An 18,305-nucleotide genomic window follows, 5' to 3' on the forward strand; every position below is an offset into this window, starting at 1 on the left:
TCTCGTTGGCCTGCCGGAGCTCGCGGTTCTCCCGCTCCAGCGCCTTGATCCGCTCGCGCTCATCCGTCGTCGGTCCGGCCCGCACGCCCCGGTCGCGCTCGGCCTGACGGACCCACTTGCGCAGCGTTTCGCCAGAGCAACCGATTTTGGCCGCGATCGACTGGATCGCGGCCCATTGCGAACCGTGCTCGCTCTCATGCTCCCGGGCCAGCCGGACTGCCCGCTCGCGAACCTCAGGGGAAAAGGGTGGGGTATGCTTCGTCATGGCTCCAGTCTCTCAAGAGTTGGAGCCTCCGAAAATCCCGGGGCGATTCAAAGGAGCGACGACACGAGGACGAAGATCCGGATTGCGGTCATGATGTTCTCCAGAAAACTACCATTGGGCAAGCACAGAAAGCTGTCTGAGTTCCGGAATATCGCAAAGTATCGAGCTTGAGATCATAGTGTTATGTTTTTCTTATTGAATACTTCGGGTTGACGTGCCGAAATATCCGATAGCGGTCCGGGCGCGCGCATCGGCGGGCAAACCGCCCGGATCGCGCCTGAGCTGTGGGACGCCGACGTGGACCGGCCTCCCCGCGGGGAGCCCGCAGATCGGTCCGACACGGCGCGGCGGGCCGCGCTGAGAGTGGCTCGGAGGGCCGGAGGGGCCGGTCCGCCGACGATGCCGGCACGAAATGACCGCCGCGGCGTGAGCCGGGCGGTCCAGGTGGTCTCGGGATGTCCAGAGTTAGACGATCGCGGGCCGCGCTTAATCCGCGCCGCATCCGCGCCGCGAGGAGCGGACCGCCGTGCCGGCCGCGCCGGCCGCGTCGTCCGGCGGGCCTCGTCGTGCTGCGGCGCTCGCGCGCCATGTCCGCGTCGTCGGCGGCGATGCCGACGCGTCGGTTCTGACCCGCGTCCGCGACGAGGACACGCGCCCCATATAACCGTCGCGGGAGCGCGGGCCTCCGAGAGGCCGTCCGTGGCGGCGCGGGGATCCTGCAGAGCGCCGGGTTCGACGCGGTGCTTCCCGATCGGAGCCGCGCAAAGCCGGGGGACGAGGAGGACCGAGATGCTGCGCGACAATGTCGAGCGAGGCCGCTTCGAGCTGCAGGTCGGCGGTGACGTCGTCTTCGCGACCTATCGGCGGGAGCCCGGCCAGCTCGTCATCAGCCACGTCTACGCGCCGCCGGTCCTGCGCGGCACCGGGGCGGCCGGCCGTCTCATGGAAGGCGTCGCGGCGCACGCGCGCGCCGAGGGCGATCGGATCGTGCCCCTGTGCGGCTACGCCCGGGCGTGGCTGCGCGGGCATCGGACGCATCGCGACCTGCTCGCGTGAGGCCGCGACCGGGCCGGGATCGGCCGCCGCCGGGGGCCGGTGCCGGGATCGCCTGGCGCTAGGTCATCCGTTGCGCCACGTGCCGCCGCCGGCGCTGGACGGCCTCGCGGACATGCGCGACGAGCAGGGCGACGAGGCGGATCTCGACGCTCTCCGTCCGCCTGTGGGCCTCCATCCGGATCGTCTCCGCCGCGAGCGCGTCGGCCTCCCGCTCCAGATGATCGAGCTCGACCGGATCGGCGCTCGACACGGACAGCCAGATCTCCAGGAGGCGCATGACCCGGGTGGGCGGCTGCAGCGGCCGGAAGCGCCGATACAGGCCGATGCCCGCCGCGCCGAGGGAGGCCAGCGCGCTGATCATGAGCCCGACCCAGTAGGCCGCGTTCTGCGCCTGATCGCTCAGGCTGGGCTGGTTCCCGGTCAGGTACGCCGTCGCGCCCGGGTGGATCGGGAGCGCCTGGACCTTGTCGTCGGTGTCGGGGGCCTCGATGCCGGCCAGATCGTCGTCGAGCGCGACGAGCCGCGGCTTGCCGGTGAGAACCTCGCGGGTGATCTCGCCGGCGAGCCAGTCCGGCATGGCGCCGCGGGCCACGAGCCGGTGGCTGACGGACAGCGTGGTGATGTCGTCGCCCGGTGCCGGCAGGGAGCCGAGGAACGCGCCCTTGGGCACGTCGATCGTGTCGAGCACGGGGTGCTCCTTGGCGATCGCCGCCGCCTCGTCGACTTCGAACAGCTTCGCCGCCCCGGAGCCTTTGCGCAGCGCCGTGAACAGGGGCAGCCACAGCGCGCTCCCGACCGGAGCCACCACGAACACCGAACCGATCTGGCGGCTGCGGGCGGCCTCTGTCAGCTGGTCGATCGTCAGGATCCGGCGATGCACGCTGCTCGGGGGCACGCCGAAATGCGTCAGGATCAGGTCGAGCAGGAGCGGGTCGAGCTTACGCCCGTCGAGGAGACCGACGGTGCTGCCCCGCAGCTTGGCCACGCTGTCGACGGGGCTGCCCCCGGGCGCGACGAAGACCACCGCGTCGCGGCGCAGGATGACCAGGGTCTGCCCGTCCTTCGGCGCGGCGTCGCTGCGCACCAGGGCGAGCTGGGTCTCGCCCTTGTCGAGGGCCGCCGAGGCGCCAAGGCGATCCGGCTCGAAGATCGTCCGGATGCGCACCCGCGGATGCTGGGTCTCGAAGAGCTGCGTGAGCGCCTGCGCGGCCTCCCGATCCTCGGTGCTGGTCTTGGCGACCGCGATGTCGAGGGAGAGCAGGCCGAGGAGGAGATGGATGAGCAGAGCAGCGACGGCGGCCCCGGCGATGACGCCGAGGACGATGACTGTCGTTCTGGAACGCCGGATCATCCGTGCCGCGCTGATCTGCCGATCCACCAGCATAGCGCGCGTGTCTGGCCCAGTCTCCCGCTCCCGGACAGGATCGGTCGACGCTCCGCCCCATGCTGTATCTTGCTCGGGACACCGCGATCAGTTCATCTGGCGGTGCCGGTCCTGGACCTCCTGGAGGGCGAGCCTGCGGCCCAGCGTCATCAGCAGCGCTTCGGCCTGCACCTTGAGCTCCGCGTCCCGCAACTCGCTGATCGCGTACATCGCCGCGATGGCGTGATCCGCTGCCAGCTCGAGGGGCGACGTCTCCGCACGCGGCACGGCCTCGTCGGCCATGTCCTCGAACATCCGCATCCGGGTGATGTCGAGGAGGATGCCGCTGCCGCCCTGGAGCCGCCCGACATGATCGCCGGTGAAGCGCCCGCGCACCAAGACCCAGCGCGTCCGACCGTCCGCCGAGGTCACCCGATGCTCGGCGAGGTACGGTGTCCCCTCGCGGGCGCTGCGCCGAATCAGATCATCGATCCGCTCGCGATCGTCCGCGTGGATGCTGCTCATGTAGCGGCCGAGCGGGACGCCTTCCTCGGCCTCGGCCGGATCGACGTTGTACACCAGGGCGACGAAGGCATCGGCCCGCACCCGATCGACGCCCGCGTCCCATTCCCAGCGGCCGACGACGTCGAGCGCGTCCAGCGCCGTCTGGAAGGTTTCCGAGGCTGTTTGCCCGTCCAGGGGCTTAAAAGCTGCCACCCGAGCACCCGTATTCAGTTAACAGTAACATACGTTGGTCCTAAAGCGCTGCAACCGCAAGGGGCATAATCTGGTCTGCAATCAACTGTTGCGTGCCGGACACGGGTCGGCCCCGGCGAGCCGCCGGGGCCGGGTGCCGACGACGGGCCGCGGGCGGTCCTTGCAGATCGGAACCTGGACACCCATTATGACCACAGTGGTCACGGAGAGCGCCATGCAGGAGATCCAGCTTCGGGACGCCAAGGCGACGCTGTCGGCCGTCATCGACCAAGCGAAGCAGGGCGCGCCCTCGATCATCACCCGCCACGGCCGCCCCGAGGCCGTGCTGCTCAGCTTCGAGGACTGGCAGCGGCTGTCCCGCGTCCCGTCGTTCGGCCGCCTGCTCATGGCCGCGCCCGTCGCGGCGGACGACCTCGCCCCCCCGTCCGGCGGGCTCAGAAGCGCCGAGCTGTGAGGCGGTGTACCTCGTCGACACCAACGTGCTCTCGGCCGGCGCGCCGACCAAGGCCGTTCCGGCCGTCGCACTGATCGACTGGATGGACCGGAACAGCGCGGGGCTCCACCTCTCGGTCGTCACGATCGCCGAGATCGAGGACGGCATCGCGAAGAGCCGCAGGGACGGTGCCGCGCGCAAGGCCGAGCGCCTCGCGGCGTGGCTGGAGACCTTGCTGCACCTGTACGCCGCCAAGGTCCTCCCGATCGACCTCGCCGTCGCGCGCCACATCGGCGGGTTGTCCGATCTGGCGCGCGGACAGGGGCACGCGCCCGGCTTCGCGGATCTCGCGATCGCCGCCACCGCGCGCTGCAACGGCTGGACGGTCCTGACCCGGAACGTGCGGCACTTCGTGCCGCTCGGCGTTCCCGCCTGCGATCCCTTCGTCGCGCTGCCGGCCGATGGGCGGTGACGGCGTCGCGCCCGTCACCGCGGGGCCGCGGCGGCGTGCCGATCGCGGCGGGACTATCGGGACGGTGTGCAGAACTCGGCCGTGAGACCGGCGAAGGCCGCCCGCAGGAAGGCGTCCACGGGACGGTCGCCGCCCGCCTGGATCCAGGCCTCGATCGCCAAGCGCATCGCACCGAGCGACGCCATGGCGACGAGGCGCAGCGGGGCGCTGCGGACGGGATCCGGCCAGCGCTCGATCAGCGCGGCGTGCAGGGCCTGCTCGTGCAGGCCGTAGGCCGCCTGCTTGCGGGCCTTCAGGGTCTCGCTGGACCGCATGACGCGATCGATGCTGATGAACTCCTGGGTCCGGAAACCCGTCGACAGCGCCAGCAGGGCGTCCCGGACGGCCTCGACCGGGACCTTGCCATCCGGCTGGGCCAGGACGGCCTTGCGTAGCGCCGCGCCGAAGCCGCGCATCTGCCACTCCAGCAGGATCTCTTCCTTTGACTTGAAGTAGTAGAAGAAGGTTCGACGCGAGATGCCGGCCGCCTCGGCGATCGCGTCCAGGGTCGTCGCCTCGTAGCCGTGCCGGCTGAACAGCCGCAGGCCGGTCTCGGCGATCCGTTCCAGTGTCTCCTGCCGTTTTCGCGCGCGCAGGCTGCCGGGCTTCGGTGGCGGGCTCCCCATGCCGGCGTTGTGACATGCGATTCCGCACTTGCAAAGTTGCACGCGGTGCAATTATATTTTTACACCGAGTGCGATTTTGATGCGCGGTCTCGGGACGCGGTGCGGAGTCCGGTCGGGCGCCCGCCCCTTCCTGCCGATATCGGCAGCCTCGTTCGCCGTCGGGGCCTCCGTCGGCGAACGGAATTCGGTTGGCGCGCGCCGGGGGCGAGGGCGCGTCGTGATCGGGCTGCGGCCGGCGATGCGCGGCTCTGCGAACCCTCCTGGCTCCCCTCCTCTCGCGAAAGCCTTCCCCATGCTCGAGTCTTCCGGTCCGACAGCGGCACGGCCATTGCCCAACCGTCGGCAGGTCGGCGCCATGCTGCTGGGAACCCTGGCCGCGGGTGTGACGCGGCCGGCCGCGGCGGAGCCCGTCGTCGAGGACGTCCGGATCGTCGACTTCGACTGGGTCGACGGCGCGCGCCAGCGACCGGTGCCGGTACGCCTGTACTGGCCGAACACGTCGTCGCTCCGGCGCCGCGTCCCGCTGGTCGTGTTCTCGCACGGTCTCGGACAGTCCCGGACCGGCTACAGCTATCTCGGTCGGCACTGGTCGTCCCACGGGATCGCGAGCCTGCACCTGCAGCACGTCGGCAGCGACAGCTCCGTCTGGACCGGCAATCCCCTGGCCCTGCTCGACCGGATCGAGCGGGCGGCGCAGGAACGGGAGGCGATCGCCCGGGCGCGCGACCTGCGCTTCGCCCTGGACCGCCTCCTCGTTCAGGACGGGGGCGCCTTCGGAGACCGGATCGACCCGCGCCGGATCGTGGCGGCCGGCCATTCCTACGGCGCCAACACGACTCTGATCGCCGCGGGTGCGCGCGTCGTCCGCGACGGGCACGCCCTTCAGGCGCGGGATCCGCGAATCGCGGCCGGGATCGTGATCTCGGCGCCGCCCTTCTACGGCGAGCGCGACCTGCGGGCGGTCCTGGGCGCCGTCGAGATCCCGACCCTGCACGTGACGGCGACCGAGGATGTCATCCAGCTGCCCGGTCGCACCTCGCCGTTCAGCGACCGCCTCGCCGTGTACGAGGCGATCGCGACGCCCCGGAAGTCCTTGGCGGTCTTCCAGGGCGGCTCGCACAGCATCTTCACCGACCGTCCCCTCACGGGCGGTCTGAACCTGAACCCGCAGGTCAAGGCGGCGACCGCCGCCGGGACGCTGGCCTTTCTCGACCTCGCCTTCCGCGGCGATCCGGAGCCGCTGCGCGCGTGGTCCTCGACCTGGCGACCAATCCTCGCCGTCGCGCCCGCGGGCTACGCGGGCGCGTCGCTGGCGCAACCCGCGATAGCGACCCGCGGAAAGGACCGGACGCGCGCCCAGCCCGTGGAGCCGCTCTGACGGGCCGCTCGTCGCGCCTCCTGGCAGCTGAGGTCAGGAGCCCGGCCTCCTCCGCGAGGTCGGTGCACGGGGTCGGCGCCTCGGGTCAGGTCGCTTCGCGCGCCGTCAGGGTGCGGTCGACCAGCTCGAGGATCCGTTCCCGGTCCAGCGCGGTCCCGAACAGAATCCGGTAGAGGATCGGCGAGACGACCCCGTCCAGCACCGCCTCGGGGTCCGGGAAGGCCTCGCCGCGGGCCACGGCCCGATCCGCGATGATCGCGATCTGATCGCGGGTGAAGCTGCAGCATCGCTGGGCACAGTTCGCGTCCGCCGCCGCCAGGACGTCCCGGATCATCTCCCGCCCCGGCGCGGACGACATCTCGTCCGCGTACTGCTCCGCCCACGCCTCGAGATCGGTCCGGCCGCTCCCGGTATCGGCCGGCTCGCCGTCGGGACGGAGCCGCTCGACCGCGACATCGGCCAAGAGCTCGGCGAGCGTGCCCCACCGGCGGTAGATCGTCGACGGCGTCACGCCGGCCGCGGCGGCCACCAGGGGCACCGTGATCTCCGAACGGTCCGTCGTGGTCAGGAGCGCGCGCACGGCCGCCTGAACCGAGGTCTGCACCCGCGCGCTGCGGCCGCCCGGACGCGGCCCTTGCCTCGTCGTCATCCTGCACTCTGCCATCTGGGGCACCACAAACGCAAAGATATTGCGTTTGTGGTGCGGAGGGCCTACGCATCAAACGCAACGGATTAGCCTTTAGGTTCGCCAATGACCAGGGACCGCAAGCTGAAAGTTGTGGCTGTCGCGGGCAGCGGCACGCTGTTCTTCCACGCGGCGGTGCTCGGCACCTTCCTCGCCGCGTCCGCCGCTCCGACGCCGCTGTACCGGTTCTACCAGGAGACCTACGCGCTCTCCCCCGTGCTCACGACCGCGGTGTTCGCCGTCTACGCGCTGGCGCTCCTCAAGGCGCTCCTCGTCGCCGGGTCGATCTCGGACCATCTGGGCCGACGGCCGGTGATCTTCGGCGCGCTGCTCCTCGAGCTGGTGGCGATGGCCCTGTTCACGACGGCCAGCGGGGCGTGGGGACTCATCGCGGCGCGCTTCGTCCAGGGCGTGGCGACCGGCATCGCGGCGAGTTCGCTGGGCGCCGCGCTCGTCGACGTCGACCGGGCGCGGGCCCAGCTCGTGAACGCGATCATGCCGCTGATTGGGATGGCGGCGGGCGCGCTCGGGACCAGCGCCCTCGTGCAGTACGGCCCGCACCCCCTCCACCTCGTCTACGCGATCCTGGGCGCGGTGTTCGCCGCGCAGGCCGCTCTCCTCTGGCTCACGCCCGAGACCGGCGAGCGCCGCGCGGGCGCCCTGCGGGCCCTGAGGCCGCGCGTCGTGGTTCCGCCACAGGCCAGGCGGCCGCTGGCCGCGATCACGCCGACCAACATCGCGACCTGGATGCTCGGTGGCTTCTACCTCTCCATCGTTCCCTCGCTGGTCGTCGCCGCGACGGGCAGCCGGACCCCGTTGACGAGCGGCGTCATGGTCGCGGCCCTGATGGTCGCCGGCGCCTTCGCGGTCCTCCAGCGGCGCGGCCGGGACGCCGCGGCCAACCTGACGATCGGGACGCTCGCCATGACCGCCGGTCTCGTCATCGTGCTCGCCGGCATGCACGGCGGGAGCGTGCCGGTCCTGATCGGCGGGACCCTGGTCGGCGGGGCCGGCTTCGGGACGAGCTTCCTCGGCGCCCTCGGCACGATCGTCCCGCTGGCGAAGCCGAGCGAGCGGGCGGAGCTCCTCGCGAGCTACTACGTCGAGAGCTACCTGGCGTTCAGCCTCCCGGTGATCTGTGCCGGGTATCTCGTGCGCCGGATCGGCTACGTGACGACCGCCGACCTCTACGCGGCCGCGATCCTCGCCATGAGCGCGGCCGGGTTCCTGGCGCGGCGGGCGCTGACGTCGCGACGCGTCTCGCCCGGCTGACGTACCCTGCCTGCGGCGCTCCGGTCGGGTCCGCGTCCCGGAAGGGCACCGAAGCCGGCCGCCGGGGGCCGACAGCCCTCGCGCGATCGCGCCGCCAATAGCCGTCGTGCCGGGCGGGGCGATCCCGGCGTGACCGTCCCGGCCCGGCCGCGTTGACCCGGATCAACGTCGCGCGAACGGGACGGCCGGTATCGGCACGCTCCCGGGACACGGAGCCGAGCGGAGGCATCATGCGAGACTTCACCGTCGCCTGGGACGCGAACCGGCTGGCCTGGGTGCGGGAGCGCGTGCGGGCCTACCGCCTGCCGCGCCTGCCGACGGGAGCCGGCTGGCGCTACGGCTGCGATCCGGCCGTCCTGGCCGACCTGTGCGCCCACTGGCTCGACGGCTTCGACGAGGCCGCGGCCGCGGCCGCGCTCAACCGCTTCCCGCAGATCCTGGCCCGCGTCGAGGATCTCGACCTGCACGCCGTCCACGTCGTCGGCGAGGCGGAAGGCCGGCGCCCGCTGCTGCTGATCCATGGCTGGCCGGGTTCGATCTACGAGTTCTGGTCGGTGATCGAGCTCCTGGCCTTCCCGTCGCGCCACGGCGGGCGGACGGAGGACGCGTTCGACTTGGTGATCCCGGCGCTGCCCGGCTTCGGCTTCTCGGGCAAACCCGCCGCGCCGATCGGCGCGCGCACCGCGGCGCGGCTGTTCGACCGCCTGATGCGCGAGCAACTGGGCTACCCGCGCTACCGGGTGCAGGGCGGCGACTGGGGTGCCGGTGTCGCGGCCTGGCTCGGTCTCGACCACGCCGCGTCGCTGGAGGCGATCCACCTAAACTACCTGCTGGTGCAGCCCGATGCCGAGCCGGAGAGCGCCGCGGAGCGGGCTTGGCAGAAGCAGGCCGGAGCCACCCAGCAGGCGCTCGGGGCCTACGCGCAGCTGCAGGGCACCAGGCCGCTCTCGCTCGGCTACGCCATGGCGGACGAGCCGGTGGCGCAGCTGGCGTGGCTGGTCGAGCGCTTCCACGACTGGGCCGACCTGCGGGAGCGGCCCTTCGCGCAGGTCTTCACGAACGATCAGCTCCTGACCAACGCCCTGCTCTACATCCTCACCGATTCCTTCGCGACGGCGACGTGGTTCTACGCCGGCGCGCAGCAGGAGGGTGTGCGCCGGATGCCGCCGGGGCGGCGCGTCACGGTGCCGACGGCCTTCGCGGCCTACCCGGATCCGCGCACGCCCGCGCCGCCGCGAGAGTGGCTGGAGCGCGGCTACGCGGTCTCGCGCTGGCAGACGATGCCCCGCGGCGGCCATTTCGCCGCCATGGAGGCGCCGGACCTGTTCGTCCGGGACCTGCGGGACTGGGGCCGCGGCTGACGGCGTCGTCCCGCCGCATCGCGGACTCGGCCGGACCCGGCGGCACGAACCGGATCCTCTAGATCAGCGCGTAGCCCGCCCCGTCCCGCTCGATCCGCCCGCGGGCGGCGAGGTGCATCCCGGTCACGCTCAGGCCCTCCGCCGCCGCGCGGTCGAGGATGCGCCGGCGGGTCGCGATCGCCTCCGCCGGATCCGTGTCCCAGATGACGGTCCAGTCCGGGTGCGGCATCTGCAGGAGCCGCGAGTGGATGACGTCGCCCCAGATCAGCAACCGGTCCACGCCGTCCGCGATCAGCACGCCCATGTGACCCGGCGTATGGCCGGGGAGCGGCATCGCGTGGATGCCGGGGGCGAGCTCGGCCTCGCCCGAGAGGCGGCGGATCCGATCGGGGTAGGCGGCGAGCACGGCCTGCGCCGTCTCGAACATCGGCCGCAGGGCGTCGGGCGCGGCGGCCCGCGCTCCCGCATCCGACCAGTAGGCGACCTCGCGCTCCTGCACCACGAGCTCGGCGTTCGCGAACCGCGCCAGGCGGCCCGGCGTCAGGAGACCGCCCACGTGGTCGGCGTGGAGATGGCTCAGCCAGATGGTCTCGACCTGGTCGGGCCGCACGCCCTCCGCCGCCAGCGCGGCGGTCACCCGGTTGAAGTCCGGTCCGAAGACCGTTCCGCAGCCCGCGTCGAGCAGCCAGTGGCGCGCGCCGCGCCGGATCAGGAAGGCGTTGACCGGCTCCGGCGACGGACCCTCCCCGGAAAGACCGGCCCCCGTCAACAGACCCCGTCCGGCCGGGCTCTCGGCCGCGGGCATCATGCGCGGCTCCAGCGGAAACAGCCCGTCGCGCAGGGGCGTCACGGTGAAGGCGCCGACCCGGTGGGGCGCGGGTCCGGGCGCGGCCGCGCCGGGGCGGTGCAGGCCGAGCGGCAGCAGGGCGGAGGCGGCGAGCAGGCTGCGGCGGGACAGGTGAGAGGCCATGGCGGGCTCCGCGGGAGACGAAACGCCGCCATCCTGCGAGGCGTGCGGGGCGCGGGCCAGGGACGTCCTCCCGCGCACGGCCGGGCATTCTTCCCGCGCTGCGTCGGCGCGGCTTGCGCGCCGGGCCCTTCCCGGTGCCAGATCGGCACGTCGCTTCGAGCCCGGCCGTTTCGCCCCCATGAGCCTGCCCGCGCATCTCGGCCTACGCCTCCTCGTGGTCGCCCTCCTGTGCCTGGCCGGAGCGGTCGCCTGGACCGGCTTCGCGGCCCAGGCGAGCCTGCAGCGGGAGGCCGCGACCTCGGCGGAGCGGATCGCCGCGCAGCTTGCGCGTCAGCCGGGGCTCGGCAGCGCCGGTCCGGTCGCGATGCCCGCCGCGCCGCCGCAGCCCGCACCGGCCCTCCTCACCATCCTCCCGGGGATCTGCGCCGACATCCAGCTCGGCGTCGAGTTGCCGCGGCGCGTCTGCGGCGACTGGGATGGCCTCGATGCCGCCCCCGCGTGGTTCCGGGAGGCGGTTACGGGGGACGCCGCGGCCGCGCCGACGATCCGCGCGATCGTCTTCCGCGAGCGCACGATCGGCAGCGTCACCGCCTGGCCCGATCCGACCGCTGCGGCGGCCCGCGTCTGGCAGCGGGTGCGTCTCGCGGGCGGGCTCGCGCTCGCTCTGACGGCGGCGACACTGCTCCTCAACTGGCTCGCGGTCACGCGCCTCGTCGCGCCCGCCGGGCAGATCGTGCGCGGGCTGGCGAGGCTCGACGCGGCCCGGACCCGGTCGCCGCTGCCGCGCTTCGCCGCCGCCGAGTTCGACCGGATCGCACGCGCCTGCGATGACCTCGCCGACCGGCTCGCCCGCGCGGAGGCCGCGCGCGCGGAGCTGATGCAGCGGCTCGTCACGGTGCAGGAAGAGGAGCGGCAGGCGCTCGCGCGGGACCTGCACGACGCCTTCGGCCAGTGCCTCGCCGCCGCGGGCGCCCGGGCGGCCGCGATCGAACTCGCCGCGCCCGACGACCGCGAGGATCTGCGCGCGGACGCGCGCGGCATCGAGGCCGTCCTCGCCACCATGCGGGAGAGCCTGCGCGGGGCTCTGGCACGCCTCGAACTGCCCGACCTCGCCGAGACCGGGCTGGAGGACGCGCTGCGGGGCCTCGTGGCGGATTGGCGGGCGCAGCTCAGGTCCGGCCCGGCCCTCCATCTCGACGTGGCCGGCGACCTCGCCGACATGCCCGTGACCGTGTCGGCGAGCCTCTACCGCATCGCGCAGGAGCTCCTGACCAACGCCCTCCGCCACGGGCGTCCGAGCCGGATCTTCCTGCGGGTCGTCCGGACGGAGACCGGAACGCGGGCGGTGACGCTCACGCTGGACGACGACGGCAAGGGCGATGTCTCGCGCACGGCCTCCGGCACCGGCCGCGGCCTCGTCGGCATCCGCGCGCGGCTCGCCGCCCTCGGCGGCAGCTTCACGCTGACCGGCACCGGCAGCGGGATCCGCGCCTGCGCGACCGTCCCGACCGCGGTCTGAGGCGTCTCATGCCCACGTCCATCCTGCTCGTCGACGACCATCCGGTGGTGCGCGAGGGCTATCGCCGCCTGATCGAGCGACAGCCGGGACTCGTCGTGACGGCGGAGGCGGCGAGCGCGGCGGAGGCCTACCGCCAGTACAAGGCGCACGGGCCGGATCTCGTGATCCTCGACCTGTCGCTCCCGGGGCCGAGCGGCATCGAGGCCATCCGGCACATCCGCCAGTGGGACGGGGCGGCCCGCATCCTGGTCTTCAGCATGCGCACCGGAGCCGTCGTCGCGCGCCGAGCCTTCGCCGCGGGGGCGTGCGGCTACGTCACCAAGGCGAGCCCGCCGCGCGCGTTGCTGGCGGCGGTGGCGGCCGTGCTGCGCGGCGAGCGGGCGATGAGCGCCGACATCGCCCACGCCATCGCCCAGGACGAGGTGGCGGGCGGGCGCTCGGCCGTCGACGCGCTGAGCCCGCGGGAAGTCGAGATCCTGAGCCTGACCGCGGGGGGGATGACGGCGCAGGCCGTGGCCGAGGCCCTCTGCTTGAGCCTGAAGACGGTGCACAACAACCTGTCCGGGATCCGCGCCAAGCTCGGTGCCCGAACGGATGCACACCTCGTCTGGATCGCCGTGGGCGCCGGGCTCGTGTGCCCGCCCGAAGAGCTGGCCGGCAGGGCGTGACGGGGACCGCGCGCATCTGTCTGAGTGACGGATGATCCTTCCCGACATCCATCGCTGAACTAAGCGCCGCGTTTAATCCGCGCCGATGCGTGCGTGAGGGCACTCCGCGATTGCATGTCACCATCTACTTTGCCATCGCGGCACGAAATGATGCGTGAAGTCACGGTTGGTGATTTTGCCGAGACTGCGGATTAAACGACGATTACATGGAGAGGGCGTCTCTGCTCTTGGTCGGCGCGGTGCGCCGGTCGCGGGCCGGTAGGGAATAACCGTGCGCCGATGGCCGTGTGGTCGATCGTGGATCTCCCGTCGGTCGTCGGCTCTCGCCCCGCGGACGAGGCGCGCATCACCGCGCAGGCAGATCGGATCGGAGATTGAATCGGGAGGCTCGCCATGACTGTCGGACAAGCGATGACCCGTGGAGCGATCATCGGCCTGATCGCGCCGTTCATCTGCATCCATGCGGCGCTGGCAGCCGCGTTCACGGGGACGGGCGGCGGCCCTGAGACCACGATCAACGCGCCGTACCGCTCGTCGGTGGGGCAGACGGTGCCGCCCGGCGCGGGGGCCGCGCCGCTGCACGATCCGCGGGAACGGACGCGACGGCAGAAGGACCTCGACGCGGTCCTCGGCAGCGTCTGCGACAAGTGCTGACGCCGTCGCGACAGGTCCGCCTCGAACATCGACCGACACGAACGGGAACGAGCATTTGCGTCCTCCGCACGACATCCGAATTCTCAGCCAGGTGCGCTGCCACCTCGGTGAAGGACCGAGCTACGATCCGCGCACCGGGACGGCGTGGTGGGTCGATATCCTGGAAGCGCGCCTGTTCGAGAAGCCGATCGCCAGCGCCCAGAAGGCGCTCGTCCACGTCCTGCCCGTCCAGGTCAGTGACATCGCGGCGATCGACGGCGCCCACCAGCTGCTCTCGGCGGAGGACGGTCTCTACGTCCGGTCGATCCGGGACGGGGATATCCGGATGCTCTGCCCCCTTGAGGAGGATCTGCACCACAACCGGTCCAACGACGGCCGCGTCCATCCGAGCGGCGCGCTGTGGATCGGCACGATGGACCGCGACGCCACCAAGGGGCGCGGCTCGATCTATCACGTGGCCGGCACGAAGGTGCACCGCCTCTTCGGCGGCCTGACGATCCCCAACGGCATCAGCTTCTCGCCGGACGGCGCCACCGGCTACTTCGTCGATACCGACGTCGGCGTGCTTCACCGCGTCCCGCTCGATCCGAGGACCGGGCTGCCGCGGGGACCGGTCGAGATCCATTTCGACCACCGCGGCGGCGAGGGCGCGATCGACGGCGCCGCCGTGGATGCCGAGGGCCTGATCTGGACGGCGCGCTTCGGCGCCGGCTGCCTCGACGCCTACAGCCCCGCGGGCGAGCGGGTCCGCACCGTGTCGGTGCCGATGCGGCAGCCGACCTGTCCGACCTTCGCGGGACGCGATCTCGACCGCCTGCTGGTCACGTCCGCCTACGAGGGCATGGACGTGGCGGACCGCGCCGAGGATCCGGAGCATGGCCGGACGATCCTGATCGACGTGGGCGCGCGGGGGCTGCTGGAGCCGGCCTTCCGGCTCTGCGCCTGACCAGGCCGGACCGCGGTTCTCGCCCGCCCTGGCCCGACATCAGCCGGCGCGTCGAAGCGCAACACCCAGGAGACTCTATGACCGACGCGGGCGAGCGCCCCTATCAGCCGATCGAAGCCTACGCCCTCCTGAGCAACTGCGAGGGGTGCGCGCTCGTCGCCCGCGACGGATCGATCGACTGGGCCTGCCTGGAGCGCTTCGACGCCGACCCGGCCTTCTCCCGGCTGCTCGACCGCCGGCGCGGCGGCCATTTCTCCATCCGCCCCGAGGGGCGGTACGAGACGGCGCGGCAGTACCTGAGCCGCAGCAACATCTTGGAGACCACCTTCACCACCCCGGACGGCTTCGTGACCCTGCACGACTTCATGGTCGGGCCTGAGGGCGGCCCGCACCGGCCGCTCCTGGTCCGGCTCGTCAGTGGCGTGTCGGGCCGTGTTCCGATGGTGGTCGCCTACCGGCCGCTGGCGGGCTTCGCCGAGTCCTTCGCGCCGCCGGAGATCGCGGGCGGCCGGGTGACGGCACCGGGATGCCCGGGCCTCGTCGCGGATGTCGAACTCGTGCGGGACGGCGCCGGGGCCGCCGCGCGGTTCGTCCTCGAGGGCGGGCAGGCGCGGAGCTTCAGCCTCTACGGCGGTGCCCTGCCGGACGCCTCGCCGGACGCGCGTGCCCTGATGGAGCGGACGCGCAAGGCTTGGGTGCTGTGGACGCAGGACGCCGCCTACACGGGACCGCTCGCCGATGAGCTGATCCGGTCGGCGCTCGTGCTCAAGGCGCTGACATACGCGCCCACCGGCGCGATGGTCGCGGCGGCCACGACCTCCCTCCCCGAGGAGATCGGGGGGATCCGCAACTGGGATTACCGGTTCTGCTGGATCCGCGACGCGTGCCTGTCCTTCTACGTCCTGAAGAAGTTCGGCATGCTGCGCGAGGCCGAGGCCTTCTTCGGGTTCGTGTCCGACCTCTGCGCGCGGGCGGAGGGGCGGCTGCGGCCGCTCTACAGCGTCTCGGGCGAGGTCGACCTCGCCGAGACCACGATCGCGCATTTCGAGGGCTGGCAGGGCAGCGCGCCGGTGCGGGCCGGCAACGAGGCCGCCGCGCAGCATCAGGCCGACGCGTACGGGCAGGTGCTCGACCTGCTCTACCTCTACACACGCCTGGGCGGCACGCTCCCGGAGGCGATGCTCGGGCACGGCGCCCGGCTGGCCGACATCTCCGCCGCGCACTGGCACCGCCCCGACGCCGGTCTCTGGGAGCCGCGCAAGCCCGAGCAGCGCTACCTCCACGCGGCGATCATGAACTGGGTCGCCCTGGACCGGGCGATCCGCCTGTTCGGCCCGCGCGAGACGTGGTGCCGGGAGCGCGACCGCATCGTCGCCTGCGTGAACGGCCCGGGGATCCACCGGGACGGCTACTACCCGCAATATCTCGACGGTGACGACGTCGACGCCGCCCTGCTGATGGCGCCCCTGGTCGGCTTCCCGGTCGACGAGGCCGCCTTCGCCCGGACCGTGGACGTCGTCATCGAGCGCCTCGGCCACGGCCACCTCGTCTACCGCTACCGGAACGACGACGGCCTGCCCGGCCACGAGGGCACCTTCCTGCTCTGCGCCTTCTGGCTGGTCGACGCGCTGCTCTGGCTCGGCCGGGACGCGGAGGCGCGGCTGCGCTTCAACGCCCTGCGCGCCCTCCAGAACGACGTCGGCCTCTACGCCGAGGAGGTCGCGCCGGACGGCGCTTTCCTGGGGAACTTCCCCCAGGCCTTCAGCCATCTCGGCTTCATCCACAGCGCCCTGATGCTCGACCTGTTTGACCACGGCGGTCGCGCGGCGGTGCAGGGCACCTACGCCGACCGGTCCCTGCGCGAGACGGCGCTGCGCCGGACACCGACCCTGGGCGGCCCCGACTGATCGCCGCCCGCCATCCGCCCGTCCGCTGTCGCCACCCCTCATTCAGCACAGGAGTGCCCATGTCCCGATCGAGCCGTCACGAAGCCCGTCTCCTGAGCGTGGACGAGGCCGATCTCGTCGCGCGCTCGCATCACCCCAGGCTCGGTGAGGCCGATGACGGCGGCTTGGCGGAGCTGGTCGCGCGTCTTCGGGCAAGCCGCGACCGTGCGCGGGATATCTCCCGCCGGCAGCGCCGCGAGCTGCGCGGCAAGGCCGCCCCGTCCGGCGCGCGCGCCGCGACCGACAATACCGGGACCCGCCGGAAGGCCGCGGTGCTGGCAGCCGCGGTGAAGCGCGCCAGCAAGGAGAGCGAGCGCAGGCGGAACGCCCGGGCGCGCGGTCGCCTGGTCACGAGCTCCCGCAGGGCGCTGGCGATGAAGCAGGCCGCCGGCGATCACGGTCTCGCGCGACCGACCTCGCGCACCGCGCACGATGGCATGCAGGCCGTTCCGAACGACAGCCTCGCGCCGTCGGGCGCCCTCGACAGCGCGGGACACGAGATCGCGCGGCGGCGCGGCGGCGGTCCGCGGTAGCGCCAGACCCGGACGGCCGCCGCGGGCGCTCCGGGCTCGGCCCTTGCACACCGGCGTCGGCTTCCGCGCCATCTCACCGGTAGCGGACGGGCCGGATCCGCGGCGCGCCTCTCTTCCGGCCGCGGCCGGTCACGGGCGCGGACCCCCGCCTCGCGGTGCGCGCCGGCGCGGATCCCGCGAGATCCCTGTCGCGGCTCTCACGCGAACCTCGCGGACGCGCCCGTCATGGAGCGACAGGAGACGTCGGTCCTGGCAGGGTGGGATCCGATCGTGGCCCCGGGCCGTAGCGGAGCGCGCCCGGACCAGGCGCGCATGAGGATGTTGTCGATGCGGGGCGCCGCGCTGATTTTCGGGACACTTCTCGTCATCGCGACCTTCGTGTGGTTCATGTACTTCGTCCCCCTGGGATGTGCGATGAACACGACGGGGTGCCGGGAGACCTTCTCGGTCTGGAGCGGCGGCGGCCTGGTCCATTTCTGGGCGCCGCTCCTTGTCGCAGGCGCGGCGATCCTTTTCGGATTGTCCGGCTCCAGGTAGATCGGCGGTATTCGCGCATTGCGAGGCAGGGCCGCCGACGCTCCGGTCGTCGACGGATCTGGTCAGCGGCGACGAGAGGGTCGTCGATGAACGTCTAGACGGCCGTGCAGCCGTTCCGGTGATCCCGCCCCTCGGTCAGGGGTCAGCTTGCCGGCGGGACCGGGCCGTGCGAGGTGTCGCACGCGACGATGCCTGACGTGAGTTGATCCGCCGATCGCATGAGCCTCGCCGTCGACCCGACCCGCGCCCGAACCCCGATGACCGCCGATCTGCACCGCGGCTATCGCGGCCGGGAGGGCGACCGACGGGCCGCGCGGGATGCCGGTCGATACCAGTTTCGGCGTCGGACAATCCCCGCGACCCGGCGAAAACGCGACTGGGCCGCCCATCGCAACATCGTGCCGGCGCCTGCCGGAGGAACCGCGTCCCGCGAGGCGGGACCGTTCGCCAAGACAGGGGATGTCTGGGAATGATCATCTGGTCCGGCTGGGGAATGCTGACGGCGCTGATCGCGGCGGCGGGCCTGATCGGCAGCGTGCTGCTCGATCCGGCGCTCACCCGCCTGGGCGTCCCGACGCCCACGGGCGTCATCCTGGTGTGGGTGGTGGCGGCCGGCTTCAACTGGTGGCTCGGCACCCGGCTGAACGGCAGGCCGGGCCGCGAACTGCTCGACCCGCGCACGGGGCAGACGGTGATCCTGCGCCCGCGCCACACCCTGTTCTGGATCCCGATGCAGTACTACTCCGTGCTCATGGTTCTGCTCGGTCTGCTCGCCGTGATCGGCGCGATGCACGCCGGCTCGCCGGGCCGGCCTGTCTGACGGGCGAGCGCCGCGCCGCGGGTGCGCGGCCGCGACCTCTCCGAG

Annotated in this window: 20 protein-coding genes; 14 read left to right on the forward strand and 6 right to left on the reverse strand. The window is 72.4% G+C overall.

The genetic code is table 11. The features are described 5' to 3' along the window. Window positions 1-265: transposase (locus tag C4T42_RS29305; RefSeq protein WP_146074073.1), on the reverse strand; the 265-nt coding region annotated here is incomplete at its 3' end. A 789-nt stretch (window positions 266-1,054) separates the two neighbouring features. Here C4T42_RS29305 and C4T42_RS29310 point away from each other — a divergent pair. Then, complete coding sequence (locus tag C4T42_RS29310) at window positions 1,055-1,321, forward strand: GNAT family N-acetyltransferase (protein ID WP_020094422.1); 267 nt, start codon at window positions 1,055-1,057, stop codon at window positions 1,319-1,321. Window positions 1,322-1,379: 58 nt separating this feature from the next. On the opposite strand, the gene C4T42_RS29315 is transcribed toward C4T42_RS29310, so the two are convergent. Further along, entirely contained in the window at window positions 1,380-2,672 is a 1,293-nt protein-coding gene (locus C4T42_RS29315; RefSeq protein WP_234083187.1) for a TAXI family TRAP transporter solute-binding subunit, read from the reverse strand. Between the two features lie 120 nt (window positions 2,673-2,792). Beyond that, on the reverse strand, window positions 2,793-3,401 hold the full coding sequence (locus tag C4T42_RS29320; protein WP_020094420.1) for a PAS domain-containing protein: 609 nt from the start codon (window positions 3,399-3,401) through the stop codon (window positions 2,793-2,795). A 214-nt stretch (window positions 3,402-3,615) separates the two neighbouring features. On the opposite strand from C4T42_RS29320, the gene C4T42_RS29325 reads away from it, so the two are divergent. Further along, window positions 3,616-3,855, forward strand: coding sequence for a type II toxin-antitoxin system Phd/YefM family antitoxin (locus C4T42_RS29325; RefSeq protein WP_026605131.1), 240 nt, complete (start codon window positions 3,616-3,618; stop codon window positions 3,853-3,855). Window positions 3,856-3,859: 4 nt separating this feature from the next. Continuing rightward, window positions 3,860-4,306: a type II toxin-antitoxin system VapC family toxin gene (locus tag C4T42_RS29330; RefSeq protein WP_103986394.1), complete on the forward strand. Its 447-nt coding sequence runs from the start codon at window positions 3,860-3,862 to the stop codon at window positions 4,304-4,306. A gap of 53 nt (window positions 4,307-4,359) precedes the next feature. Here the strand turns inward: C4T42_RS29330 and C4T42_RS29335 are convergent, their stop codons facing one another. Continuing rightward, window positions 4,360-4,971: a TetR/AcrR family transcriptional regulator gene (locus C4T42_RS29335; RefSeq protein ID WP_020094417.1), complete on the reverse strand. Its 612-nt coding sequence runs from the start codon at window positions 4,969-4,971 to the stop codon at window positions 4,360-4,362. A gap of 355 nt (window positions 4,972-5,326) precedes the next feature. Here C4T42_RS29335 and C4T42_RS32830 point away from each other — a divergent pair, with 355 nt between their 5' ends. Beyond that, entirely contained in the window at window positions 5,327-6,349 is a 1,023-nt protein-coding gene (locus tag C4T42_RS32830) for an acetylhydrolase (RefSeq protein ID WP_280177408.1), read from the forward strand. Between the two features lie 85 nt (window positions 6,350-6,434). On the opposite strand, the gene C4T42_RS29345 is transcribed toward C4T42_RS32830, so the two are convergent. After that, window positions 6,435-6,998 carry a TetR/AcrR family transcriptional regulator gene (locus tag C4T42_RS29345; RefSeq protein ID WP_026605129.1) on the reverse strand — a complete coding sequence of 188 codons (564 nt, stop codon included), beginning with the start codon at window positions 6,996-6,998 and terminating at the stop codon, window positions 6,435-6,437. Window positions 6,999-7,100: 102 nt separating this feature from the next. On the opposite strand from C4T42_RS29345, the gene C4T42_RS29350 reads away from it, so the two are divergent. Further along, a complete protein-coding gene (locus C4T42_RS29350) occupies window positions 7,101-8,306 on the forward strand; it encodes an MFS transporter (protein ID WP_020094414.1) in 1,206 nt (401 codons plus the stop codon). Between the two features lie 230 nt (window positions 8,307-8,536). Next, on the forward strand, window positions 8,537-9,667 hold the full coding sequence (locus C4T42_RS29355; RefSeq protein ID WP_020094413.1) for an epoxide hydrolase family protein: 1,131 nt from the start codon (window positions 8,537-8,539) through the stop codon (window positions 9,665-9,667). Between the two features lie 58 nt (window positions 9,668-9,725). Here the strand turns inward: C4T42_RS29355 and C4T42_RS29360 are convergent, their stop codons facing one another. Then, window positions 9,726-10,637: an MBL fold metallo-hydrolase gene (locus tag C4T42_RS29360; RefSeq protein WP_020094412.1), complete on the reverse strand. Its 912-nt coding sequence runs from the start codon at window positions 10,635-10,637 to the stop codon at window positions 9,726-9,728. 178 nt (window positions 10,638-10,815) lie between these two features. Between C4T42_RS29360 and C4T42_RS29365 the strand changes: the two genes are divergently transcribed. From C4T42_RS29365 to C4T42_RS29400, 8 genes are all read left to right on the forward strand, one after another. Then, entirely contained in the window at window positions 10,816-12,156 is a 1,341-nt protein-coding gene (locus C4T42_RS29365; protein ID WP_020094411.1) for a histidine kinase, read from the forward strand. 8 nt (window positions 12,157-12,164) lie between these two features. After that, window positions 12,165-12,824, forward strand: a complete 660-nt coding sequence (locus tag C4T42_RS29370) for a response regulator transcription factor (RefSeq protein ID WP_020094410.1) — start codon at window positions 12,165-12,167, stop codon at window positions 12,822-12,824. Window positions 12,825-13,235: 411 nt separating this feature from the next. Then, a complete protein-coding gene (locus C4T42_RS29375) occupies window positions 13,236-13,478 on the forward strand; it encodes a hypothetical protein (RefSeq protein ID WP_020094409.1) in 243 nt (80 codons plus the stop codon). Window positions 13,479-13,533: 55 nt separating this feature from the next. After that, window positions 13,534-14,424, forward strand: a complete 891-nt coding sequence (locus C4T42_RS29380; RefSeq protein ID WP_026605126.1) for an SMP-30/gluconolactonase/LRE family protein — start codon at window positions 13,534-13,536, stop codon at window positions 14,422-14,424. A 77-nt stretch (window positions 14,425-14,501) separates the two neighbouring features. After that, window positions 14,502-16,331: a glycoside hydrolase family 15 protein gene (locus C4T42_RS29385; RefSeq protein WP_020094407.1), complete on the forward strand. Its 1,830-nt coding sequence runs from the start codon at window positions 14,502-14,504 to the stop codon at window positions 16,329-16,331. A gap of 59 nt (window positions 16,332-16,390) precedes the next feature. After that, the gene (locus C4T42_RS29390) at window positions 16,391-16,903 is read left to right on the forward strand and encodes a hypothetical protein (RefSeq protein WP_026605125.1); all 513 of its coding nucleotides are present in this window, start codon (window positions 16,391-16,393) and stop codon (window positions 16,901-16,903) included. Window positions 16,904-17,215: 312 nt separating this feature from the next. After that, window positions 17,216-17,440 (forward strand): hypothetical protein, encoded by a 225-nt coding sequence (locus C4T42_RS29395; protein WP_234083189.1) that lies wholly within the window; start codon window positions 17,216-17,218, stop codon window positions 17,438-17,440. 469 nt (window positions 17,441-17,909) lie between these two features. After that, window positions 17,910-18,260 carry a hypothetical protein gene (locus tag C4T42_RS29400; RefSeq protein WP_020094404.1) on the forward strand — a complete coding sequence of 117 codons (351 nt, stop codon included), beginning with the start codon at window positions 17,910-17,912 and terminating at the stop codon, window positions 18,258-18,260. The last annotated feature ends 45 nt before the right edge of the window (window positions 18,261-18,305 follow it).

It is taken from the genome of Methylobacterium sp. 190mf, assembly GCF_900107945.1.
Classification (GTDB): domain Bacteria; phylum Pseudomonadota; class Alphaproteobacteria; order Rhizobiales; family Beijerinckiaceae; genus Methylobacterium.